This window comes from Pseudomonas sp. NPDC098747 (genome assembly GCF_044760045.1).
Taxonomy (GTDB): domain Bacteria; phylum Pseudomonadota; class Gammaproteobacteria; order Pseudomonadales; family Pseudomonadaceae; genus Aquipseudomonas.
The window spans coordinates 73,499-97,191 of the sequence record NZ_JBIWAL010000016.1 but is presented as its reverse complement, the minus strand read 5'-3'; the positions used below and the strand labels follow the sequence as shown (position 1 = coordinate 97,191).

Annotated in this window: 3 protein-coding genes (1 of these 3 cut by a window edge); all 3 read left to right on the top strand. The window is 62.2% G+C overall.

The genetic code is table 11. The features are described from left to right. Tightly spaced (each overlapping or abutting the next), the 3 genes in view from ACIQVE_RS12780 to ACIQVE_RS12770 form a layout consistent with a single transcriptional unit that may run on beyond the window. On the top strand, window positions 1–6,862 hold the 3' portion of the coding sequence (locus ACIQVE_RS12780) for a non-ribosomal peptide synthase/polyketide synthase (protein ID WP_402808575.1). 5,552 nt of this gene lie to the left of the window's left edge; the window shows 6,862 of its 12,414 coding nt (coding positions 5,553–12,414); its start codon lies beyond the left edge, outside the window; the stop codon is at window positions 6,860–6,862. After that, window positions 6,862–20,466, top strand: coding sequence for a non-ribosomal peptide synthase/polyketide synthase (locus tag ACIQVE_RS12775; RefSeq protein ID WP_402808573.1), 13,605 nt, complete (start codon window positions 6,862–6,864; stop codon window positions 20,464–20,466). Before ACIQVE_RS12780 ends, ACIQVE_RS12775 begins: the two co-directional genes overlap by 1 nt. After that, complete coding sequence (locus ACIQVE_RS12770; RefSeq protein WP_402808571.1) at window positions 20,463–23,693, top strand: amino acid adenylation domain-containing protein; 3,231 nt, start codon at window positions 20,463–20,465, stop codon at window positions 23,691–23,693. Before ACIQVE_RS12775 ends, ACIQVE_RS12770 begins: the two co-directional genes overlap by 4 nt.

Below are 23,693 nucleotides of genomic sequence, written 5' to 3'. Positions count from 1 at the left end.
CGTGGCCGGGCGTCCGGCGGAGCTGGTGGGTATCGAGCAGCAAGTCGGACTGTTCATCAACACGTTGCCGGTGATCGCCGGTTCGCGCCCGGATCAAACCGTGGCCGCGTGGCTGGCCGCTGTGCAGGCGCAAAACCTCAGCCTGCGCGAGTTCGAACACACATCGCTGGCGAATATCCAGCGCTGGGCCGGGCAGGGCGGCGAGTCGCTGTTCGACACGCTGCTGGTGTTCGAGAATTTCCCGATTTCTGAAGCGCTGCAACACGGCACTGCGCAAGGCGTGGTATTCGGCGAAGTGGCCAACCAGGATCAGACGCACTACCCGCTGACCCTCGGCGTGACGCTGGGCGACACGTTGGCGCTGCACATGAGTTTTGATCAGGCGCATTTCAGCGCCGCAACCATCGAGCGTCTGAGCGCACAACTGCTGCACCTGCTGGAGCAGTTCGCCGAATCCGCCGAACGTCCTCTCGGCGAAATCGCCCTGGCGACGGCTCAAGAACACGCGCGACAACTGGCTGAAAACCAGCCGCAAGCCTATCCGCAGGATATCCCCGTGCATCAGCGCTACGCCCGACTGGCGGCGCAACAACCTGAGCGCACCGCGGTGATTTTCGACGGACAGCATTTCAGCTACGGCGAACTCGACGCCCGCGCCAACCGTCTCGCGCATGAGCTGGTAGCCCGTGGCGTGCGCGCGGAAGTGCGCGTCGGCGTGGCACTGCCGCGCAGCGAAGGCCTGATCGTCGCGCTGCTGGCCGTGCTCAAGGCCGGCGGTGCGTATGTGCCGCTGGACACCAGTTACCCACGCGAGCGTCTGGCGTACCTGATGGAAGATTCCGGTCTGGCGCTGCTGCTGAGCGATTCGCGGGTGTCGGCGCAACTGCCGATCGGCGATGCACTGACAGTGCTGGAGCTGGATCACCTCGACCTCAGCGCGCATTGCGCACAGGCACCGGTAGTCGCGCTGGATCCGGATAACCTCGCGTATGTGATCTACACCTCGGGTTCCACTGGCAATCCGAAAGGCGTCAGCGTGACTCATGGGCCGCTGGCGATGCATTGCCTGGCGATTGGCGAGCGCTATGAAATGCGCGACAGCGATTGTGAATTCCACTTCATGTCGTTCGCTTTCGACGGTGCCCATGAGCGCTGGTTGACCAGTCTGACCCACGGCGGCTCGCTGTTGATTCGCGACGACAGCCTGTGGACGCCGGAGCAGACCTACAACGCCATGATCGAGCACGGCGTGACCGTGGTTGCGTTCCCGCCGGTGTACCTGCAGCAACTGGCCGAACATGCCGAACGCGTCGGCAATCCGCCGCCAGTGCGGATTTACTGCTTCGGCGGCGATGCCGTGCCGAATGCGAGTTTCGAACGGGTCAAGCGTGCACTCAATCCCGAGTACATCATCAACGGCTACGGGCCGACCGAAACGGTGGTCACCCCGTTGATCTGGAAGGCTGGTCGCGACGAACCCTGTGGCGCGGCGTATGCGCCAATCGGCAGCCGTATCGGCGATCGCAGCGCCTACGTGCTCGATGCTGATCTGAACCTGTTGCCACAAGGCATGGCCGGTGAGCTGTACCTGGGCGGCAGCGGCGTCGCTCGCGGCTATCTGAACCGGGCGGCACTGACTGCCGAGCGTTTTGTCGCTGACCCGTTCAGCCGCAACGGTGGTGTGTTGTATCGCACCGGCGATCTGGTACGCCAGCGCGCCGACGGTACCTTCGACTATCTGGAACGCATCGATAATCAGGTGAAGATCCGTGGTTTCCGCATTGAGTTGGGCGAAATCGAAGCGAGCTTGCAGGCCCTCGATGGCGTGCGTGAAACCGTGGTCGTGGCGCAGGAAAGTGCCGGCAGCAAACGCCTGGTCGCTTACGTGGTCGGCGACTCGACGCGCGACGATTTCGCCGAGCAACTGCGTGCGCAACTCAAGGCCACGCTGCCGTCGCACATGGTTCCGGCCTACGTGCTGCGTCTTGAATGCATGCCGCTGACCCCGAACGGCAAGTTAGATCGCAAAAACCTGCCCAAGCCTGATGTCAGCCAATTGCAGCAACTCTATGTCGCCCCGCAAAGTGCGCTGGAGCAGCAACTGGCGGCGATCTGGCAAGACGTGCTGAAGCTTGAGCGTGTGGGCCTGAGCGATAACTTCTTCGAGCTCGGCGGTGATTCGATCATCTCGATTCAAGTGGTCAGCCGTGCCCGTCAGGCCGGCCTGCGATTTACGCCGAAAGACCTGTTCCAGCACCAGACCATCCAAGCGCTGGCCGCCGTGGTGCAAACCGGCGAGCCGTTGCAAGTGATCGACCAGCAACCGGTAACGGGCGCAACGGCGCTGCTGCCGATTCACCAGTGGTTCTTCACGCAGTCGATTCCCGACCGTCACCACTGGAATCAGTCGGTGATGCTCAAACCCGCTCAGCCGCTGGATGCACAGGTGCTGGAGCAGGCACTGGATGCACTGGTGGTGCATCACGACAGCCTGCGCCTGGACTTTATCGAGCAAGCGCAAGGCTGGACGGCGCAGTACCGCGATGTCGCGGCGCAAGCGGGTGAAGCCATCCTGTGGCAAGTCGAAGTGGCTGATCTGGCGGCGCTGGAGACACTGGGCAACAAGGCGCAACGCAGCCTGCAACTGAGCGACGGATCGTTGATCCGCGCGGTGCTGGCGAACCTCGCCGACGGCACTCAGCGTCTGTTGCTGGTGGTGCATCACCTGGTGGTGGATGGCGTGTCGTGGCGGATTCTGTTCGAGGACCTGCAAAGCGCTTACCGGCAGATTCTGTCCGGCGCGGTCGTGCAACTGCCGGCCAAGACCAGTGCGGTCAAGGCCTGGGCCGAGGCATTGCAAGACTACGCAGCCAGCGCGCCGTTGCAGGCTGAACTGGGCTTCTGGCAGCAACAACTGCAAGGCGCCTCCACCGAGTTGCCGTGCGATAACCCGCAGGGCGGCCAGCAACACAATCAGGCTCAGGCAATCCGCACGCAACTGGACAAAAACCTGACTCGTCAGCTGTTGCAGGAGGCCCCGGCGGCCTATCGCACGCAGGTCAACGATTTGCTGCTGACCGCGTTGGCGCGGGTGATGGTGCGCTGGACCGGCGACGACAGCGTGTTGGTACAACTTGAAGGCCACGGCCGCGAAGACGTGTTCGACAGCGTCGATCTGACACGCACCGTCGGCTGGTTCACCAGTGTGTTCCCGGCCAGATTGTCACCGGTGGTCGATCTCGGTGCCTCGCTGAAACAGATCAAGGAACAGCTGCGCGCGATCCCCAACAAAGGCATCGGCTTCGGTGCGCTCGCGCATCTGGGCGACGAGTCTGCCCGACAAGCGCTGCAAGCCCTGCCGACACCGCGCCTGACCTTCAACTATCTCGGCCAGTTCGACGGCAGTTTCGATGCAGGCGACGATGCCTTGTTCGTCCCGACCAACGAGTCCGGCGGCGAAGAGGTCAACATGCAGGGGCCGTTGGGCAGCCCCCTGGCCCTGGACGGTAAAGTGTTCGGCGGCGAACTGGACCTGAGCTGGACTTTCAGCCGTGAAATGTTCGACCCGACGACCATCCAGCGCCTCGCCGACGACTACCTGCAAGAGCTGACCGCGCTGATCGCCCATTGCTGCGACGGTGCTAACCGTGGGGTGACCCCGTCGGACTTCCCGTTGGCGACGCTCAGCCAGGCACAACTTGACCTGCTGGTACCGCAACCGCAGGCCATCGACGACATCTATCCGCTGTCGCCGATGCAGCAGGGCATGCTGTTCCACACCTTGCTCGAACATGGCAGCGGCGACTACATCAACCAGATGCGTCTGGACGTCGACGGTGTCGATCCGCAGCGTTTTCGCGCGGCGTGGCAAGCGGTGGTCGACGCCCATGACATCCTGCGTACCGGGTTCGTCTGGCAAGGTGATCTGGCGCAGCCGGTGCAAGTGGTGCAGCGCCATCTCGAGGTACCGTTCCGCGTCCTTGACTGGTGCAGCCAGACTGATCTGGACGGCGCATTGCAAACCCTGGCGGACGAGGAACGCGCCCAGGGTCTGGACCTGACCCGCGCACCCTTGCTGCGTCTGGTACTGGTGCGTACTGCCGCCGACCGCCATCACTTGATTTACACCAACCATCACATCCTGATGGATGGCTGGAGCAGCGCACAGTTGCTTGGCGAAGTGTTGCAGCACTACAGCGGCGAAGTGGTGCCGCGTCCGAGCGGTCGTTATCGCGATTACATCGGCTGGTTGCAGCGTCAGGACACGGCGGCCGCCGAGGCGTACTGGCAGGCCGCGCTGAATGACCTTGAGGAACCGACTCGGCTGGCCAACGCCATCGCACGGCCAGGCAGCGCTTTGTCGAGTACGGGTTACGGCGATCATTTCCAGGTGCTGGACGCCGCTCTGACTCAGCGTCTGAGTGAGTTCGCCCGGGCCTCGAAAGTCACCGTCAATACCTTGGTGCAAGCCGCGTGGCTGTTGCTGCTGCAGCGCTACACCGGCAAAGACTGTGTGGCGTTCGGCGCCACTGTCGCCGGGCGTCCGGCGGATCTGCCGGGGGCTGAACAGCAGATCGGCCTGTTCATCAATACCTTGCCGGTCATCGCCGCCCCGCGCACGCAGCAGAGCCTGGCCAGTTGGTTGCAAGGCGTGCAGGCGCAAAACCTGGCACTGCGCGAATTCGAGCATACGCCGCTGGCGCAGATTCAGCGCTGGGCCGGGCAGGGTGGTGATGCGCTGTTCGACAGCCTGATGGTGTTCGAGAACTACCCGATTGCCGAGGCGCTGGCGCAGGGAGCGCCGCAAGGCCTGCGCTTCGGCCCGGTGATCAATCACGAGCAGACCAACTATCCGTTGACGCTGTTGGTACACATGGGCGCTGAGTTGTCGGTGCACTTCAGCTATCAGCGCGACAGCTTCGCGGCGACCGGTGTGACGCAGTTGGGCGCGCATCTGCAACGTCTGCTCAGTCAGATGATCGATGGCGGCGAGCGCTCGCTCAGCGAATTGAAACTGATCGAGAACGGCCCGGCCACTCACACCGATTTCGTCACCGATCTGTGCATCCACCAAAGCATCGCCCGTCAGGTGGCGGTCATGCCAAATGCGCTGGCCGTAACCTTCGGCAACACGCAACTGAGCTATGCCGAACTGGACGCCAAGGCCAATCAACTGGCGCACAAACTGGTTGAACTCGGCGTCGGCCCGGAAGTTCGCGTGGGCGTGGCGATGCCGCGTTCCGAGCAGTTGCTGGTTGCGCTGCTGGCGGTACTCAAGGCCGGTGGCGCCTATGTGCCGCTCGACCCGGATTATCCGGCCGATCGTGTGGCCTACATGCTCGAAGACAGCCGTGCGCGGGTTCTGCTGACCGAGCAACTGTTGGCTGCGACGCTGGATGTGACGGCCGAGACTCAAGTGCTGTTGCTGGATCAGGTTGCACTGGCAAGTTATCCGACTCATGCGCCGCAGACGTCGGTGGCACCGGACAATCTCGCCTACGTGATTTACACCTCCGGCTCCACCGGCAAGCCAAAAGGTGTGGCGATTGCGCATCGCAACGTCATGGCGTTGATCGACTGGTCGGCGCGGGTTTACAGCCGCGAAGACATTCAAGGCGTGCTGGCCTCGACCTCGGTGTGTTTCGACCTGTCGGTGTGGGAGCTGTTTGTGACCCTGGCCAATGGCGGCTCGCTGATCATCGGGCGCAACGCTTTGGAACTGCCGCAACTGCCGGCCCGCGATCAGGTACGCCTGATCAATACCGTGCCGTCGGCAATCGCTGCGCTGCAACGCGCCGGGCAGATTCCGCCGAGCGTACGCATCGTCAATCTGGCCGGTGAACCGCTGAAACAAAGCCTGGTGGAGGCGCTGTATCAGCAGACAACCGTCGAACACGTCTACGACCTGTACGGCCCATCGGAAGACACCACCTATTCGACCTGGACCCGCCGCCGTTCTGGTGGACAGGCACGTATCGGTCGGGCCCTCGATCACAGTGCCAGCTATTTGCTCGATGCCGATCTGCACGCGGTGCCTCAGGGCGTTTCGGCGGAGCTGTACCTGTCCGGTGCCGGCATCACCCGCGGTTATCTGGGTCGTGCGGCGATGACCGCCGAACGCTTTGTGCCGAGCCCGTTCGTCGCCAATGGCGAGCGTCTGTATCGCACCGGCGACCTGATTCGCCAGCGCGAGGACGGCGAACTGGAGTACATGGGGCGGATCGACCATCAGGTGAAAATTCGCGGATTCCGCATCGAACTGGGGGAGATCGAGGCGCGATTGCTCGCTCAGCCATCGGTCACCGAAGCGGCGGTGCTGGCCGTCGAAAGCGCGAGCGGCGCGCAACTGGTGGCCTATGTGGTCGCCCCGCAACTGGATCTGTACGACGGCCAAGCGCAGCGGCTGCTGCGCGACGGACTAAAGACTGGCCTCAAGTCTTCGTTACCTGACTACATGATTCCCGCGCATCTGCTGTTTCTTGAGCAGTTGCCCCTGACCCCCAACGGCAAGCTCGACCGCAAGGCGCTACCCGCGGTGGATGCCAGCCAGATGCAGGCCGCGTATGTCGCGCCGCACACAGAGCTTGAGCAGCAGGTCGCGGCGATCTGGCAGCAAGTGCTCGACGTCGAACGCATCGGTCTCAACGATCACTTCTTCGAACTGGGCGGGCACTCGCTGCTGGCGGTCAACGTGGTGTCGCGCATGGCCCTGGAACTGGGCCTGACGTTGACGCCGCAACTGTTATTCCAGCACCCCGTCCTGAGCGATTTTGTCGCTCACCTCAATACAGGAGGCGGGGCAATCAACGAACAGAAACTGAGCAAGCTGGAAGCCCTGCTTGACGATATGGAGGAAGTCTGATGGACACGAGTGTAGCTTTGAGGATTGCCAAGCGCTTTATCACTCTGCCGCTGGACAAACGTAAGCTGTACCTGGAAAAGATGCTCGAAGAGGGCGTCTCTCCGGCCAATCTGCCGATTCCAGAGACGCGCTCAAGCTTCGAAGCGATCCCGCTGTCCTACGCCCAGGAACGCCAGTTGTTCCTCTGGCAAATGGACCCGCACAGCACCGCGTATCACATCCCCAGCGCCTTGCGCCTCAAGGGCCAACTCGATATCGCCGCGCTTGAGCGCAGTTTCAATGCGCTGGTGGCACGCCACGAAAGCTTGCGCACCACCTTCGCCGAGCAGGGCGAAACCTTCTGTCAGGTGATTCATCCAAAACTGCCGCTGAGCATCTCGCTGGCACCGTTGCCGGCAGGCCTCGACGCCGCTGGCACGGACGCCGCGATCAAGGCTTTCGTCGAAAACGAAACTGCCCGACCGTTCAACCTGCAACAGGGCCCGCTGCTGCGCGTTTCTTTGCTGAAAGTTGCGGAAGATGACCATGTGCTGGCGCTGATCCAGCATCACATCATCTCCGATGGCTGGTCAATGCAAGTGCTGGTCGGTGAGCTGATCAAACATTATGCGGCCGACACCAGCGGTCAGACGCTGAGCCTGCCGCCGCTGCCTGTGCAGTACGCCGACTATGCGATCTGGCAGCGCCACTGGCTGGAGGCGGGCGAGCGCGAGCGGCAATTGGCGTACTGGATCGACACCCTCGGCGGTGAGCATCCGGTGCTGGAGTTGCCGATCGATCATCCGCGTCCGGCGGTGCAAAGTTTTCGCGGCGCGCGCCTCGACCTGCAAATGCCATCGGCCCTGGGTGATGCCCTCAAGCAACTGGCCCAGCGCGAAGGCGCCAGCCTGTTCATGGTGTTGCTGGCTTCGTTCCAGGCCTTGCTGCACCGCTACAGCGGCCAGTCGCAGATTCGCGTTGGCGTGCCGACGTCCAACCGCAACCGGGTCGAAACCGAAGGCCTGATCGGCTTCTTCGTCAACACCCAGGTACTGAATGCCGAGGTTCACGGGCAACTGCCATTCAACCAGTTGCTGGCGCAAGTCAAGCAATCGGCCATGGCTGCTCAGGCCCATCAGGATCTGCCGTTCGAACAACTGATCGAAGCCCTGCAACCCGAGCGAAGCCTGAGCCACAGCCCGGTGTTCCAGGTGATGTACAACCATCAGGCGGTCAACGACCAGGCCCAGCGCCAGAGCCTGGTGCAACTGCCGCACCTGAGTGTCGAGGACATCGTCTGGGAGGGCCGTACCGCGCAGTTTGACCTGACGCTGGGCACCTACGAATCCAGTGAAGGCGTAGCGGCGGAACTGACTTACGCCACCGACCTGTTCAAGCCTGAAACCATCGAGCGTCTGGCCCGCCACTGGCTCAATTTGCTGCAGGGCATTGTCACCGCGCCGCACCAGCGCATCGGTGAATTGCCACTGCTGGAAAATACCGAACATCAAATGCTGGTGCAGGACTGGCGCCGCGTGGTCGATCACGCCGCGCCGGCGCCGTGCGTACATCAACGCATCGCCTTGCAGGCACAGCAAACGCCTGATGCCACGGCACTGATCGTTGGCGAAGAGGTGCTGACCTACGCTCAACTGGAGACTCGCGCCAACCAGCTCGCGCACAAGCTGATCGAGCTTGGCGTAGGTCCGGACCGACTGGTCGGTATCGCCGTCGAGCGCAGCGTGGAAATGATCGTCGGCCTGCTGGCGATTCTCAAGGCCGGCGGCACTTATGTACCGCTGGACCCAGCCTATCCGCAAGATCGCCTGGCCTACATGATCGAGGACAGTGGTCTGCAATTGCTGCTGACCCAGTCGCATTTGCAGACGCAGTTGCCGATCCCGGTGGGGGTGCAGACTTTGCTGCTGGACCAACCGCAGGACTGGCTGGCGGCATACCCGACCAGCGCCCCCGTTGTAGCGGTGAGCGGCGAACACCTGGCCTATACGATTTACACCTCCGGCTCCACCGGCAAACCGAAAGGCGTGATGGTGCGTCATGCGGCGGTGAGCAATTTTGTCGCGAGCATGGTCGAGCAACCAGGCATCGTCGCGACTGATCGCATGCTCTCGCTGACCACGTTCTCATTCGATATTTTCGGCCTGGAAATCTACGGCCCGTTGCTGGCCGGTGCCGCCGTGGTCTTGACCGGCAAAGACGTGCATCAGGACCCGCAAGCGGTGCTCGAACTGATCGCCCGCCACGCCGTGAGCATGCTGCAAGCCACGCCGTCGACCTGGCGCATGCTGCTGGACAACGAGCACGCCGCCACCCTCAACGGCCGCACCTTTCTGTGTGGCGGTGAAGCGCTGCCACAGGAACTCGCGCAACGCATGCTCGCGCGCTCGCCAAAGGTCTGGAACCTCTATGGCCCGACCGAGACCACTATCTGGTCGGCGCTGCATCCGCTGAGCGCGGACGATAGCCGTCCGTTCCTTGGCAAGCCTATCGACAACACCGCGTTGTATATCCTCGGCAGTGACCTGGAACTCAACCCGCTCGGCGCTCCGGGTGAATTGCTGATCGGTGGCGATGGCCTGGCACGGGGTTACTTCCAGCGTCCTTCGTTGACGGCCGAGCGCTTTGTGCCTGACCCGTTTTCGAGCACCGGCGAACGGGTTTATCGCACCGGTGACCTGACCCGTTACCGCGCCGAAGGCGTGATCGAGTACATCGGTCGGATCGACCATCAGGTGAAAATCCGTGGTTTCCGTATCGAATTGGGCGAGATCGAAGCGCGCCTGCTGGCGCTCGACAGCGTGCGCGAAACCGTCGTCGTCGCTCAGGATGGCCCGACCGGCGCGCAACTGGTGGGCTATGTTGTGCCGTCCTCCAGCACTGTGCTGGATGCTGAAGGCGAAGCCGATCTGCGCGCGGCGCTCAAGGCCAGTCTCAAAGCCGAGTTGCCGGAATACATGGTGCCGGCGCATCTGCTGTTTCTCGCGCAACTGCCGCTGACCCCCAACGGCAAAGTCGACCGCAAGGCCTTACCGGCGCCCGACGCAAGCCAGTTGCAATCGACCTACATCGCGCCGCAGACCGCCACCCAGCACACCGTCGCCGAGATCTGGCAAACGGTGTTGAAACTTGAGCAAGTGGGGCTGGGCGACAACTTCTTCGAACTCGGCGGCCATTCGCTGCTGGTGACTCAGGTCATATCGCGGGTACGTCAGGCACTCAATGTGCAAGTGCCGCTGCGCACGCTGTTCGAACACAGCACGCTGGCAGATTTCGTCGCCGCCCTCGGGGTCGAGCAAGCGCATCAGGAGCCGCCGATCATCGCGCTGCCGCGCTCGCAACCGCTGACATTGTCCTACGCCCAGGAACGCCAATGGTTCCTCTGGCAACTGGAACCGACCAGCACCGCCTATCATGTGCCGGCTGCTTTGCGCCTGCGTGGCGAACTGGATTTGCCGGCGTTGCAGCGCAGCTTCGATGCGTTGATCGCCCGTCACGAATCCCTGCGCACCTGTTTTGTGGAAGAGCAGGGCCAGACCCTGCAAGTGATCCAGGCCCAGGCGACGCTGGAACTTGCCGTCGAAAATATGGCTGATGAACTGGACGATCACGCGCTGCAAGCATTGGTCGCCGCCGAAACCCTGCACCTGTTCGACCTGCACAAAGGCCCGTTGCTGCGGGTCAAGCTGTTGCGGATTGCCGCTGATGACCATGCACTGATCATTACCTTGCACCACATCGTTTCCGATGGCTGGTCGATGGGCATCATGGTCGATGAGCTGGTGGCGTTGTATGCCGCGCACAGCCAGGGCAAAACCGCACAATTGCCGGCACTGCCGGTGCAGTACGCCGACTACGCCGTGTGGCAACGGCAGTGGATGGATGCCGGTGAACGCGAGCGTCAACTGAGCTACTGGACGGCGCAACTGGGCGACGGCGAACAGCCGTTGCTCGAACTGCCGACCGACCGTCCGCGCCCGCCGGAGCAGAGCTACCGCGGCGCGCGCCAGGACATCCCGCTGAGCGCGGAACTGGCCGCTGGCCTCAAGCAAGTTGCAAAACGCGAGAACGTCACCCTGTTTGCGCTGTTGCTGGCGTCGTTTCAGACCCTGCTGCATCGCTACAGCGGTCAGGCCGACATCCGGGTCGGCGTGCCGGTGGCCAACCGCAATCGGGTCGAGACCGAAGGTTTGATTGGCTTCTTCGTCAACACTCAGGTGCTCAAGGCCGAATTTGACAGCCAGCAGACGTTCCGCAGCCTGCTGCAACAAGTGAAGAACACTGTACTTGGCGCCCAGGCCCATCAGGATCTGCCGTTCGAGCAACTGGTCGACGCCTTGCAGCCGCAACGCAGCCTGAGCCACAGCCCGTTGTTCCAGGTGCTGCACAACCACCAGAGTCAGGCGCGACAGGGTCGCGGTGCGACACGCCTGCCGCAGATCGCCATCGAAGGCCTGAGCTGGGCCTCGCACACGGCGCAATTCGACCTGACTCTGGACACGTTCGAATCAGCCGATAACGTCTGGGCCGAACTGACTTACGCCACTGACCTGTTCGACGCCACCACCTTGCAACGCCTGGCGCAGCACTGGACGAATCTGCTGCACGGCATCGTCGTCGATTGCACCCAGCGCATCGCCGAGTTACCGCTGCACGACAGCGCCGAGCGTCAAGCCACTCTGTTTCAGTGGAACCCGGCCGTGGCTGACTTCCCGAGCGAAGCCTGCCTGCATCAGCTGATCGAAGCGCAAGCCGAGCGCGCCCCGCAAGCGATTGCCGTGACCTGTGCCGAGCAGACGCTGAGCTACGGCGAACTCAACAGTCGCGCCAACCAATTGGCCCACAAGCTGATCGCCAATGGTGTCGGCCCGGACGTGCGCGTCGGTCTGGCGGTGGAGCGCAGCCTGGACATGCTGGTCGGGCTGCTGGCGATTCTCAAGGCTGGCGGCGCCTATGTGCCGCTCGATCCGAGCTATCCGCAAGATCGCCTGGCTTACATGATCGGCGACAGCGGCATCGAATTGCTGCTGACGCAAAGTCATCTGCTGGATCGTCTGCCGGTACCCGATTGCGTACGCAGCCTGATGCTCGATCAGGAGCATGACGGTCTCGAAAGCTACAGCGACCACAACCCGCAAGTGCGCATGAGCGCGGACAACCTGGCTTACGTGATTTACACCTCGGGTTCGACCGGTCAGCCGAAGGGCACTTTGCTCGCCCATCGCAACGTCTTGCGCCTGTTCGAAGCCACCGATGCGTGGTTCGATTTCGGCCCTGCTGATGTCTGGAGTCTGTTCCATTCCTACGCGTTCGACTTCTCCGTGTGGGAGATTTTCGGTGCGCTGTTGTACGGCGGCAAACTGGTGGTGGTGCCTTACGAGGTCAGCCGTTCGCCGGAAGATTTCCATGCGTTGCTGTGCCGTGAAGGCATCACCGTACTCAACCAGACGCCTTCGGCGTTCAAGCAACTGATGCAAGTGGCCTGCGCCCCGGAACATGCAGCAGCGCAATCGTCCCTGCGTTACGTGGTGTTCGGCGGCGAGGCGCTGGAGGTCAAGAGCCTGCGCCCATGGTTCGAGCGCTTCGGTGATCAGGCGCCGCAACTGATCAACATGTATGGCATCACCGAAACCACCGTGCACGTGACCTACCGTCCGTTGTCGATGGCTGATCTGCAACGTGACGCCAGCAGCCCGATCGGCGAGCCGATCCAGGACCTGTCGTGGTACTTGCTCGACGGCGACCTGAACCCGGTGGCCAAGGGTTGCATCGGTGAGTTGTACGTCGGGCGCGCCGGTCTGGCGCGGGGTTATCTGAACCGTCCTGACCTGACCGCGCTGCGCTTCATTGCTGATCCGTTCGCCGCGGATGGCGGGCGTCTTTATCGTACCGGTGACCTGGCGCGCTATCGTGCCGATGGCGTGATCGAATACGTTGGGCGAATCGACCATCAGGTGAAGATTCGTGGCTTCCGTATTGAGCTCGGCGAAATCGAAGCGCAATTGCTCGAACAAGCCGCCGTGCGCCAGGCTGTGGTGCTGGCGCAACCGGGTCTTAGCGGTCAGCAACTGGTCGCCTGGCTGGTGCCAGACGACGTTGCATTGCTTGAAGCCAGCCCTGCCGAACAGACGCAATGGCGCGACAACGTGCGTGCCCAACTCAAGGAAAACCTGCCGGATCACATGATCCCGGCGCACCTGTTGCTGCTGGCGCAACTGCCGCTGACCGGCAACGGCAAACTCAACCGCAGCGCGTTGCCGTCGCCGGACGCGAGTCAGGCGCAGCAGGCCTATCAGGCGCCGCAAAGCGAACTGGAACAGCGTCTGGCCGCCATTTGGCAGGACGTGCTGAAGCTGCCGCAAGTCGGTTTGAACGACAACTTCTTTGAGCTGGGCGGCGACTCGATCATTTCGATTCAAGTGGTCAGCCGTGCACGTCAGGCCGGTATTCGCCTCAATCCCAAAGACCTGTTCCAGCACCAGACCGTGCAGCGTCTGGCGCTGGTCGCACAATTGGGCGGTGAGCAATCGACGATCGATCAACAAGCGGTGACCGGCGCTGCGCTGCTGTTGCCGATTCAGCAGCAGTTCTTCGAAGACCCGATCCCGGAACGTCATCACTGGAACCAGTCGGTGCTGCTCAAACCGCGTCAGGCGCTGGACGCCGCCAAGGTCGAGCACGTGCTGCGTGCCTTGGTTCTCCATCACGACGCCTTGCGCCTGAGCTTCACTGCGCACGACGGCGTCTGGCAGGCCAGGCACCGCGCGGTTGAAGACCAGCAACACAATCTGCTTTGGCAAGAAGACGTGGCCGATGCCGTGGCGCTGGAAGCGTTGGGCAACCGCGCCCAACGCAGCCTCGACCTGCAAAACGGGCCATTGCTGCGTGCCGTGTTGGCGACGCTGGCCGACGGCACTCAGCGCTTGCAATTGGTGATCCATCACCTGGTGGTGGACGGGGTGTCATGGCGGATTCTGCTCGAAGACTTGCAAAACGCTTATCAGCAGTTGCTCAACGATCAGCCACTGAACTTGCCGTCGAAAACCAGCGCCTTCAAGGACTGGAGCGAGCACTTGCAGAGTTACGCCAACAGCCCGGCGTTGCAGGCCGAACAGGCTTGCTGGCAGGCCTGCCTGAGCGATGTCAGCGCTGATCTGCCGTGCAAGCGCGCCGACGCTGGCGAGCAAAATCGACTGGCGCAGACCGTTCAGACTCGTTTGAGTCCTGAGCTGACCCGACAACTGCTGCAAGAAGCCCCGGCGGCTTATCGCACTCAGGTCAATGACCTGTTGCTGACGGCATTGGCCCGCGTGATTGGCCGCTGGAACGGGCAGGCGTCGACGCTGATTCAGCTCGAAGGTCATGGTCGTGAAGAGTTGTTCGACGGTGTCGACCTGACCCGTACCGTCGGCTGGTTCACCAGCCTGTTCCCGGTGCGTCTCACTGCTGCGGCACTGCCGGGCGATTCGATCAAACAGGTCAAGGAGCAACTGCGCTCGATCCCGAACAAGGGCATTGGCTTCGGCGCGTTGCGTCACCTCGGTGATGCCCAAGTGCAAGACAGCCTGCGCGCCTTGCCGACTCCGCGCATCACCTTCAACTACCTGGGCCAGTTCGACGGCAGTTTCGAAAGCGACGACGGCGCACTGTTCGTACCGTCGCCGGATAACGCCGGCCTCGATCAAAGCCCGGACGCGCCGTTGGGCAACTGGCTGACCCTTAACGGTCAGGTGTATGGCGGCGAACTGAGCATCGGCTGGACCTTCAGCAAGGAGCGCTTCGACAGCGCGGTGATCGAAGCGCTGGCCGATGATTACGCCCAGGAACTCGCGGCGCTGATCGAGCATTGCCTGACCCCAGGCGTGTCGGGGCTGACACCCTCGGACTTCCCGTTGGCGCGGCTGACTCAGTCTCAGCTCGACGGCTTGCCGACCTCGCCACACTTGGTCGAAGACATCTATCCGTTGTCACCGATGCAGCAGGGCATGTTGTTCCACACCCTCTACGCGCAACAGTCGGGCGATTACATCAACCAGATGTGCGTTGCCGTGGATGGCCTGCAGGTCGAGCGTTTTCGTGAGGCCTGGCAAGCGGCGATGGACAGCCATGAAGTGCTGCGCAGCGGTTTTGTCTGGGAGGGTGATCTGCCGTGTCCACTGCAAGTGATCCACAAGGGTTTGCAGGTGCCGTTCAGCGTGCTCGACTGGCGTGATCGCAGTGATTTGCCCCAGGCCCTGAAGGATCTGGAACTTGCGCAGCGCCAGCAGGGTTTTGACCTGCACGCGGCACCGTTGCTGCGTCTGGTGGTGGTGCGAGTGGCGGCCGAGCGTTATCAGCTGATTTACACCTCTCACCATATTTTGATGGATGGCTGGAGCAACTCGCAGTTGCTCGGTGAAGTCTTGCAGCGCTACCACGGTCAAGCGCCGGTGATGGCGGCCGGGCGTTATCGCGATTACATCGAATGGCTGGCGCAGCAGGACGCGCAGGTCACGGAAAACTTCTGGAAGGGCCAGTTGGCCGACTTCGAGACACCGACCTATCTGGCCGATGCCGTGGCCCGCAGCGCTGACACCACGGTTGCAGGCCAGGGCGAGCATTTGCTCACACTGGACAGCGACGTGACCGCTGAACTGAATAGCTTCGCCCGTGCGCAAAAAGTCACGGTCAACACGCTGGTGCAAGCCGCATGGTTGTTGCTGTTGCAGCGCTACACCGGGCAAGACACCGTTGCGTTTGGTGCCACCGTATCGGGTCGCCCGGCGCAGTTGAGCGGGGTCGAAGGCCAGATCGGTCTGTTCATCAACACCTTGCCGATCATCGCCAGCCCGCGTGCCGAGCAGCCGTTGGCGCAATGGTTGCAACAGGTGCAGGCGCAGAATCTGTTGCTGCGCGAGCAGGAACACACACCGCTGTTCGACATACAGCGATGGGCCGGGCAGAGCGGCGAGGCGTTGTTCGACAACATTCTGGTGTTCGAGAACTACCCGATTGCCGAAGCCTTGCAACAAGCCGCGTCGGACGACCTGCGCTTTGGCGATGTCGAGCGTCATGAGCAGACCAACTATGCGCTGACGTTGATGGTCAACCTGGATGAGCAGTTGACCGTGCACTTCAGCTATCAGCACGCAAGCTTTGCCGCCGACACCGTGGTCAAAATGGCGACGCAGTTGCAACAGCTCCTGACCGGCATGAGCGCCAGCGCTGATCGTTGCCTGGGCGAGTGGAAGCTGCTGGATGCGGCTGACGAGCGACAAATGCTGCAGGACTGGAATCCGGCCGTGGCCGACTTCCCGAGCGAAGCCTGCCTGCATCAATTGATCGAGGCGCAAGCCGAGCGCGCCCCGCAGGCGATTGCCGTGACCTTTGCCGAGCAAACACTAAGCTACGGCGAGCTCAACCGTCGCGCCAACCAATTGGCCCACAAGCTGATCGCCAGTGGCGTCGGCCCGGACGTGCGCGTCGGTCTGGCGGTGGAGCGCAGCCTGGAAATGCTGGTCGGTCTGCTGGCGATTCTCAAGGCCGGTGGCGCCTATGTGCCGCTCGATCCGAGCTATCCGCAAGATCGTCTGACCTACATGATTGGCGACAGCGGCATCGAATTGCTGCTGACGCAACATCATCTTCTGGATCGTCTGCCGGTGCCGGATAGCGTGCGCAGCCTGATGCTCGATCAGGATCGCGACGGCCTCGAAGGCTACAGCGACAGTAACCCGCAGGTGCGCATGAGCCCGGATAATCTGGCTTACGTAATTTACACCTCGGGTTCGACCGGTCAGCCGAAAGGTGCCTTGCTCGCCCATCACAACGTGCTGCGCCTGTTCAAGGCTACCGACGCGTGGTTCGATTTCGGCCCGCAGGATGTCTGGAGCCTGTTCCATTCCTATGCGTTCGACTTCTCGGTGTGGGAGATTTTCGGTGCGTTGCTGTACGGCGGCAAACTGGTGGTGGTGCCTTACGAGGTCAGCCGTTCGCCGGAAGATTTCCATGCGTTGCTGTGCCGCGAAGGGATTACGGTGCTCAACCAGACGCCGTCGGCGTTCAAGCAACTGATGCAAGTGGCGTGCGCCTCGGAACACGCGGCAGCGCAATCGTCCCTGCGTTACGTGGTGTTCGGTGGTGAGGCGCTGGAGGTCGAGAGCCTGCGTCCATGGTTCGAGCGTTTTGGCGACCAGGCCCCACAACTGATCAACATGTACGGCATCACCGAAACCACCGTGCACGTGACCTATCGTCCAGTTTCCTTGGCCGATTTGCAGAGTGACGCCAGCAGCCCGATTGGCGAGCCGATCCCGGACCTGTCGTGGTACTTGCTCGATGGCGATCTGAACCCGGTCGTCAAGGGGTGCATCGGTGAGCTGTACGTCGGGCGCGCGGGGCTGGCACGGGGTTATCTGAACCGGCCTGACCTGACTGCGTTGCGCTTCATTCCTGATCCGTTCGCGGCTGATGGCGGGCGCCTGTATCGCACTGGCGACCTGGCGCGTTACCGCGCCGATGGCGTGATCGAGTACGTCGGGCGAATCGACCATCAGGTGAAGATTCGCGGGTTCCGTATCGAGCTTGGTGAAATCGAAGCCCGTCTGATGCAGATCGCAACCGTGGGCCAGGCATTGGTGCTGGCGCAACCGGGCATAAGCGGTCAGCAACTGGTTGCATGGCTGGTGCCTGACGACGCTGCACTGCTCCAGGCCAGTCCGGCCGAACAAGGCCTGTGGCGTGACCGCGTACGTGCCGAACTCAAGGAAAATCTGCCGGACTACATGATTCCGGCGCACGTGCTGTTACTTGCCAGCCTGCCCTTGACGGCCAACGGCAAAATCGATCGCAAGGCCTTGCCAGGCGTCGATAGCGTTGTCGCTGCGGGAGATTTCGTGGCCCCGGTCGGTGAGCTGGAACAACAGATTGCAGCGATCTGGCAGGGCGTGCTGGAACTCGATCAGGTGAGTCGCGAAGACCATTTCTTCGAGTTGGGTGGGCACTCGCTGCTCGCCACGCAAGCGGTGTCGCGCCTGCGCAAACTGACGACTGGCACGTTGAGCCTGCGCGATCTGTTCAACTATCCACGCCTCAAGGATCTGGCGGCGTGGATGGCTCAGGAACAGACCCAAACCGACGCCGGTTCGGCCAGCCAGGCCGTGCCACTCAAGGCCTGGGGCGCCAAGTCGACGGCACCGTTGTCGCTGGTACAGCGCCGCTTGTGGGTTGCCGAGCAGTTGTCCGGTGGCAGCGCGGCGTATGGCATGCCGCTGGCCTTGCGCTTGCGCGGCGAGTTGTCGATCGAGCGCTTCATGAGCAGCTACGCCGAAGTGGTGCGCCGCCATGAAGTGCTGCGCACTGCGTATTCCCAGGACGATGAAGGTGATCCGATTGCGTTGATCTGCGAGCAGGTAAACGTCGACTTCCCGGTACTTGATTTGTCCGGTCTGTCGCGCAGTGCCCAGGAAGAACACGTCGCGCAAGCGGCGCTGGATAACGCGCGCACACCGATCGATCTGGAACAGGCGCCATTGTGGCGCGGGCGCATTCTGCATCTGTCGGCCACCGAGCATGTGTTGCTGTTCTCGATGCATCACATCATCTCTGACGGTTGGTCGATGGGCGTGCTGGTCAACGAGTTGGTGCAGATCTACGAGTTGAGCAAGGCCGGGGATGCCACGCCGTTGCCGGCGCTGGAAGTGCAGTATTCCGACTTCGCCCTGTGGCAACAGGAACTGGAGCGCAAAGGGATTCTTGGACAGCAGGCGGCTTACTGGAAAGACACGCTCGGCGGTTACAGCGGGCAGCTCAACCTGCCTTTGGACACGCCGCGCGGGGCAGTGGCTTCGTACGACGGTGACGCCGTGCAGTTCCATCTGCCGACGGCGTTGAGCCAGGCTTTGCGCAAGGTCTCCACCGAGGCCGGCGTGACGTTGTACAGCACGTTGCTGGCGTCGTTCCAGGTGTTGCTGCACCGCTTTGGCGACGGCGCCGATGTGGTGGTCGGTGCCGACGTTGCCGGGCGCGAGCAACCGGAGCTGGAGCGGTTGATCGGGTTCTTCGTCAACGTGCTGCCGCTGCGTTCACGCTTCGACGCGGCGACGACGTTTGCCACGTTCCTCACCCGCACCCAGGACAACCTGCTCGGCGCGCTGGAGCATCAGGACCTGCCGCTGGACATGATCATCGAAACCTCGGGCGTGCCACGGCACAAGGGCATGAACCCGCTGGTGCAGGTGTTGTTCGTGATGAACAACCTGCCGGGCCGCACCCAGTCCATGGGGGGGTTGAGCGTCGAGCCGCTGGCGGCATTGCAGACCCATTCTAAATTCGACATGGCATTGTTCGTTGACGAAGAAGAAGGGCAATTGCTGGGCAATTGGCAATTCGCCACAACCTTGTTCGGACACGAGCGCATTCAGTACCTGGTGAAGGCCTGGATAGCCCTGTTGGAACAGATCGTCGCTGATCAGGACATTCAATTGGGAGCTATCAGCATGCCAGTCGACAATTTAGCCGTGGCCGCCAAACCGGCTGCGCCCGGGCCCAAGTCCGACAAACTCGGCAAGTTCCTCAAGCGCGGTGCCGCGCCGGTGTCCAAGGTTCGCCCGGCGCCGATCCGCGAATCACTGATCGCCGCGCCCCAGCCGTTCCCGCTGCTGGTGGAGCCGAACGAGCCGCAACTGGACTTGATCGAGTGGATCAAGAACAACCGCCCGCTGATCGACGAGAAACTCGCCACCCACGCCGGCATTCTGTTCCGTGGTTTCGAGCTCGACGGCATTCAGGGTTTTGAAGCGTTCGCCGAAGCGATTCAACCGGGCCTGTACGGCCAGTACGGCGACCTGCCGAAGAAGGAGGGCGGCAAGAATACTTACCGATCCACGCCGTACCCGGAACGCAAGATGATCCTGTTCCACAACGAGAGCTCCCATCAGGATCGCTGGCCGCGCAAGCAGATGTTCTATTGCGAGCAGGCCGCGCCCGTGGGCGGGGCGACACCGGTTGTCGACTGCCGTTTGATGTACGAAAAAATGCCGGCGGACCTGCGTGACAAATTCGAGGCCAAAGGTCTGCTTTATGTGCGCACCTTCACCGATAACCTCGACGTGTCGTGGCAGCATTTCTTCAAGACCGAAGACCGCGCCGAAGTCGAGGCCCGTTGCCGGGCTGGCGGCATCGAGTGGCGCTGGCTCGACAACAACGAACTGCAAACCCGCACACCGGGGCCGGCGGTGATCCGTCACCCGATTACCGGCGCCAAGTCGTTCTTCAATCAGGTGCAGTTGCATCACATCTACTGGCTGGAGCCGGATGTGCGTGAAGACCTGTTGGCGATGTTCGGCGCCGAACGCATGCCGCGTCACGTGTATTACGGTGACGGCACACCGATCGAAGACGAAGTGATGCAGCGCATCGGCGATTTATACGAAGCGTGCGCCGTGCGTTTCGACTGGCAAAAAGGCGATGCGATTCTGCTCGACAACATGCTGGTGGCTCACGCCCGTGATCCGTTCGAAGGCCCGCGCAAAATTGTCGTGGCCATGGGCGACATGTATGACCACAGCAGCCTGAAGCCCGGAAAAACCGCGCGTGGCGCATTGAACACCGAGGAAAGCGGAGCATGAACGAGGTCATGATGGACGCACAGGATCCGGGTTTCGCCCTGACGCCTGAGCAACAGGCGCTGCTTGAGCAGCTGTCGAACACGGCGACCTGTGGTGAGGCGTTGCGCTGGTTGAGCGTGATCATTGAGGGCGACCTCGATCCGCAGCGCTTGCAGGCCGCGTTCGATACGCTGCTGGCGCAACAGCCGATGCTGCTGGCGCGGCTGGGCAAAGTCGCCGGTTTCCATGGCTTGCGCCAGGCTGTGTCGGACGTCGGACGCTTTCCGTTGACGATTCAGGCGGGCGAGCAGCGTGCCGAGGAAGTCCAGGCGCAGATCATCGAATCGATGGGCCGCGCTTTTGTCGTGGGCGAATCGGCAAGCGTCGAGGCGGTACTTTATCGTCTGGCGCCTCAGCAATGGCAGCTTGTACTGGGTGTCGCGCGTTACAGCGCCGATGCGTTATCGCTGAATCTGCTGCTTGAGCAAGTGCAGCAAGCCTACGCCGGCGACCAGACTGAGGAAGACGAGGCACCGGGCGAGTTTGCGCAGTACCTGGAATGGCGCAGTGAAGTGGTGCTCGATGAAGACGCCGGCACTGCCCGCACTTACTGGCAGCAACAGTTGCAAGGTGTGCAGGCGGACATCGCCACGCCATGGCTGGCCGCACGCAGCACAAGTGTGGAAAGGGCCGCAGCCGACACGCGCCTGTCGTTGCCGCTGCAATCGGCGCAGCGCCAAGCCTTGCAGGCCTTGGCCGAGCAACTCGGTCAGCCCGTTGCCACGCTGCTGCAAGGCGCCTGGTGGGTATTGCTGGGACGGTTGAGCGGACTTGAGCAAGCGTTGGTTGGTGTGCGCCATGACAGTCGCAGCGACTATGAATACTTCGCCAATGCCGTGGGCGTGTTCGAGAAAACCTTGCCGCTGTCTGTTGCGTTGCCTGCCAGCGTGACGTTCAGCGATTGGTTGGTACAACTGGCGGCACGTCTTGAAGAACAGCGCACCTGGCAAGAGTACTGGACTGCGGAACTTGCGCCCGACGCGGCGCGCCCGGCCTACGGTTTTGCCCTTGCACAGATTAGTCGGATCGACAGCAGCGGCGGTTTGCGCTGGTCGCCATCTGCTGCCGTAACTGTGCAGCCGGATGCATTCGAGTTGCTGTTGCAGGTGCAACTGAACGATGCGCAGCAACTGGCAGCGGTGGAGCTGCTGTACGCCAATTCGCGTTATTCACCGGCAACGGCCGGCGTCGTGCTGGAACAGTTCGGCGAGTTGCTGGACTCGATCATTGCCGCACCGGACACCGCGTTGGCGCAGCTCAACCTGCTCGGTCGCGCCGAAGAACAGCGTTTGCTGGCAATCAATCCGTCGATGCAGACCCTGGCCGATAGCCGTTACCTGCCGCAGCGCATCGCTGATTGGGCGACCCGTACGCCGGATGCAGTTGCCCTGACTGACACGCTAGAGCAATTGAGCTACGGCCAGTTGCAAGTCCGGGTCGACGCCCTCGCGCAAGGCCTCAAGGCCCAAGGGCTGGGTGAGGGTTCGATTGTCGCGCTGGCGTTGCCGCGTTCGGCGGATCTGGTGATCGCCATGTTGGCGAGCTGGCGCATCGGTGCGGCTTATCTGCCGCTGGACGTGCACTGGCCACAGGCGCGTCAGGCGTTGATGCTGGAACAGGCCGGCGCTGCAATGCTGCTGACCGATACAACGCATCTGTCGGCATGGCAGGATCAGCCATTTATGGTGCTGACCTTGGCTGGCCTCAGTCAATCGTCAGAACCATTAACTGCGCTAGCCACTCAGGGCCATGACATCGCCTATGTACTGTTTACTTCAGGCTCCACGGGCATGCCCAAAGGCGTGGTGATCGAACACCGGCAACTGCTCAATTATACGGCTCAAGCCAGTCAGGCATTGGGGCTGGAGCAATGCAAAAACGTCGGTTTCAGTTCAACGGTGGCAGCGGATCTGGGCAACACGGCGTTGTTCGGTGCGTTGTTCAACGGTGCGACGCTGCATGTCGCCAGCGATGAGCAGATGCAGGACGGCGCGTTGTTTGCCGAGTATCTGCAACAGCGGCAGATCGATTGCCTGAAGATCGTGCCGTCGCACCTCGCCGCGCTGCTCGACAGCGAGCGGTCGAGCCTGCCAGACACGCTGGTGCTGGGCGGCGAGCCGATTGCGCCGACGCTGATCGAACGCATTGCGCGCTTGCGCAGCGACTGCCGCGTGTTCAACCACTACGGCCCGACGGAGGCCACGGTCGGGGTGATGATTCATCCGTTGGATCTGCATGGCGCCGTCAGCGATAGTTCGGCGTTGACGCAAGTGCTGGGCAATAACCAGGTTTACGTGCTGGACGCTGAGTTGCGTCTGGCGCCGGCAGGTGTGCTGGGTGAGTTGTATCTGGGCGGCGCGCAGCTGTGCCGAGGCTATTTGAATGTCGAGGCGGATGAGCAGACGTTTATCCACAGTCCGTTTGATCCGGCGCAACGTCTGTACCGCACTGGCGACCTGGCGCGTTATCGCGCAGACGGCGCGATCCAGTTGCACGGTCGACGTGATCAGCAGGTCAAGGTGCGCGGTTTCCGTATTGAACTGACGGAGATCGAAGCCGAGCTTTTGCGCCTGCCGCAGGTTGCCGAAGCCTTGGTGCTGCCGGCAGCCTCGGCGGAGCAGGGATTGTTGGCCTTTGTCGTGGCGCAGCAGGGAATGTCGGCGGGCTTGCTGGACGCCGCGCGAGCGGAACTGGCTGCGCGTCTGCCGAGTGTGATGGTGCCGCAGCACCTGCATTTGATCGAGCGTTTCCCACGGTTGGCCAACGGCAAGATTGACCGCAAGTCGTTGCAGCAATTGGCGGGTACGGCGGCGGATGACGAATATGCCGCACCGCGCGACGCACTGGAGCAATTGCTTGCAACTCGCATGGCGCAGTTGCTCGGGCATGAACGCCTGGGCATCGACCGCGACTTTTTTGCCGCCGGTGGCCATTCGTTGCTGGTGATCAAACTGGTGGCCGGGATTCGCAAGTTGTTGCAGTGCGAGGTTCATCCGGGGCTGGTCTTCGATCATCCGACTGTGGCGTCCTTGGCGCTGGCCTTGCGGGCCGTGGAAAGCACGCCGGGGCAGTTGGAGAAAATCGCCCAGGTGCGCTTGCGCATGGAGGCGATGAGCCCCGAGGAAAAGGCTCGTCTGGCCGAACAGGCTCGCCAGCTACAAGCCGCCAAGGCGGCGCAAACAAGCTGA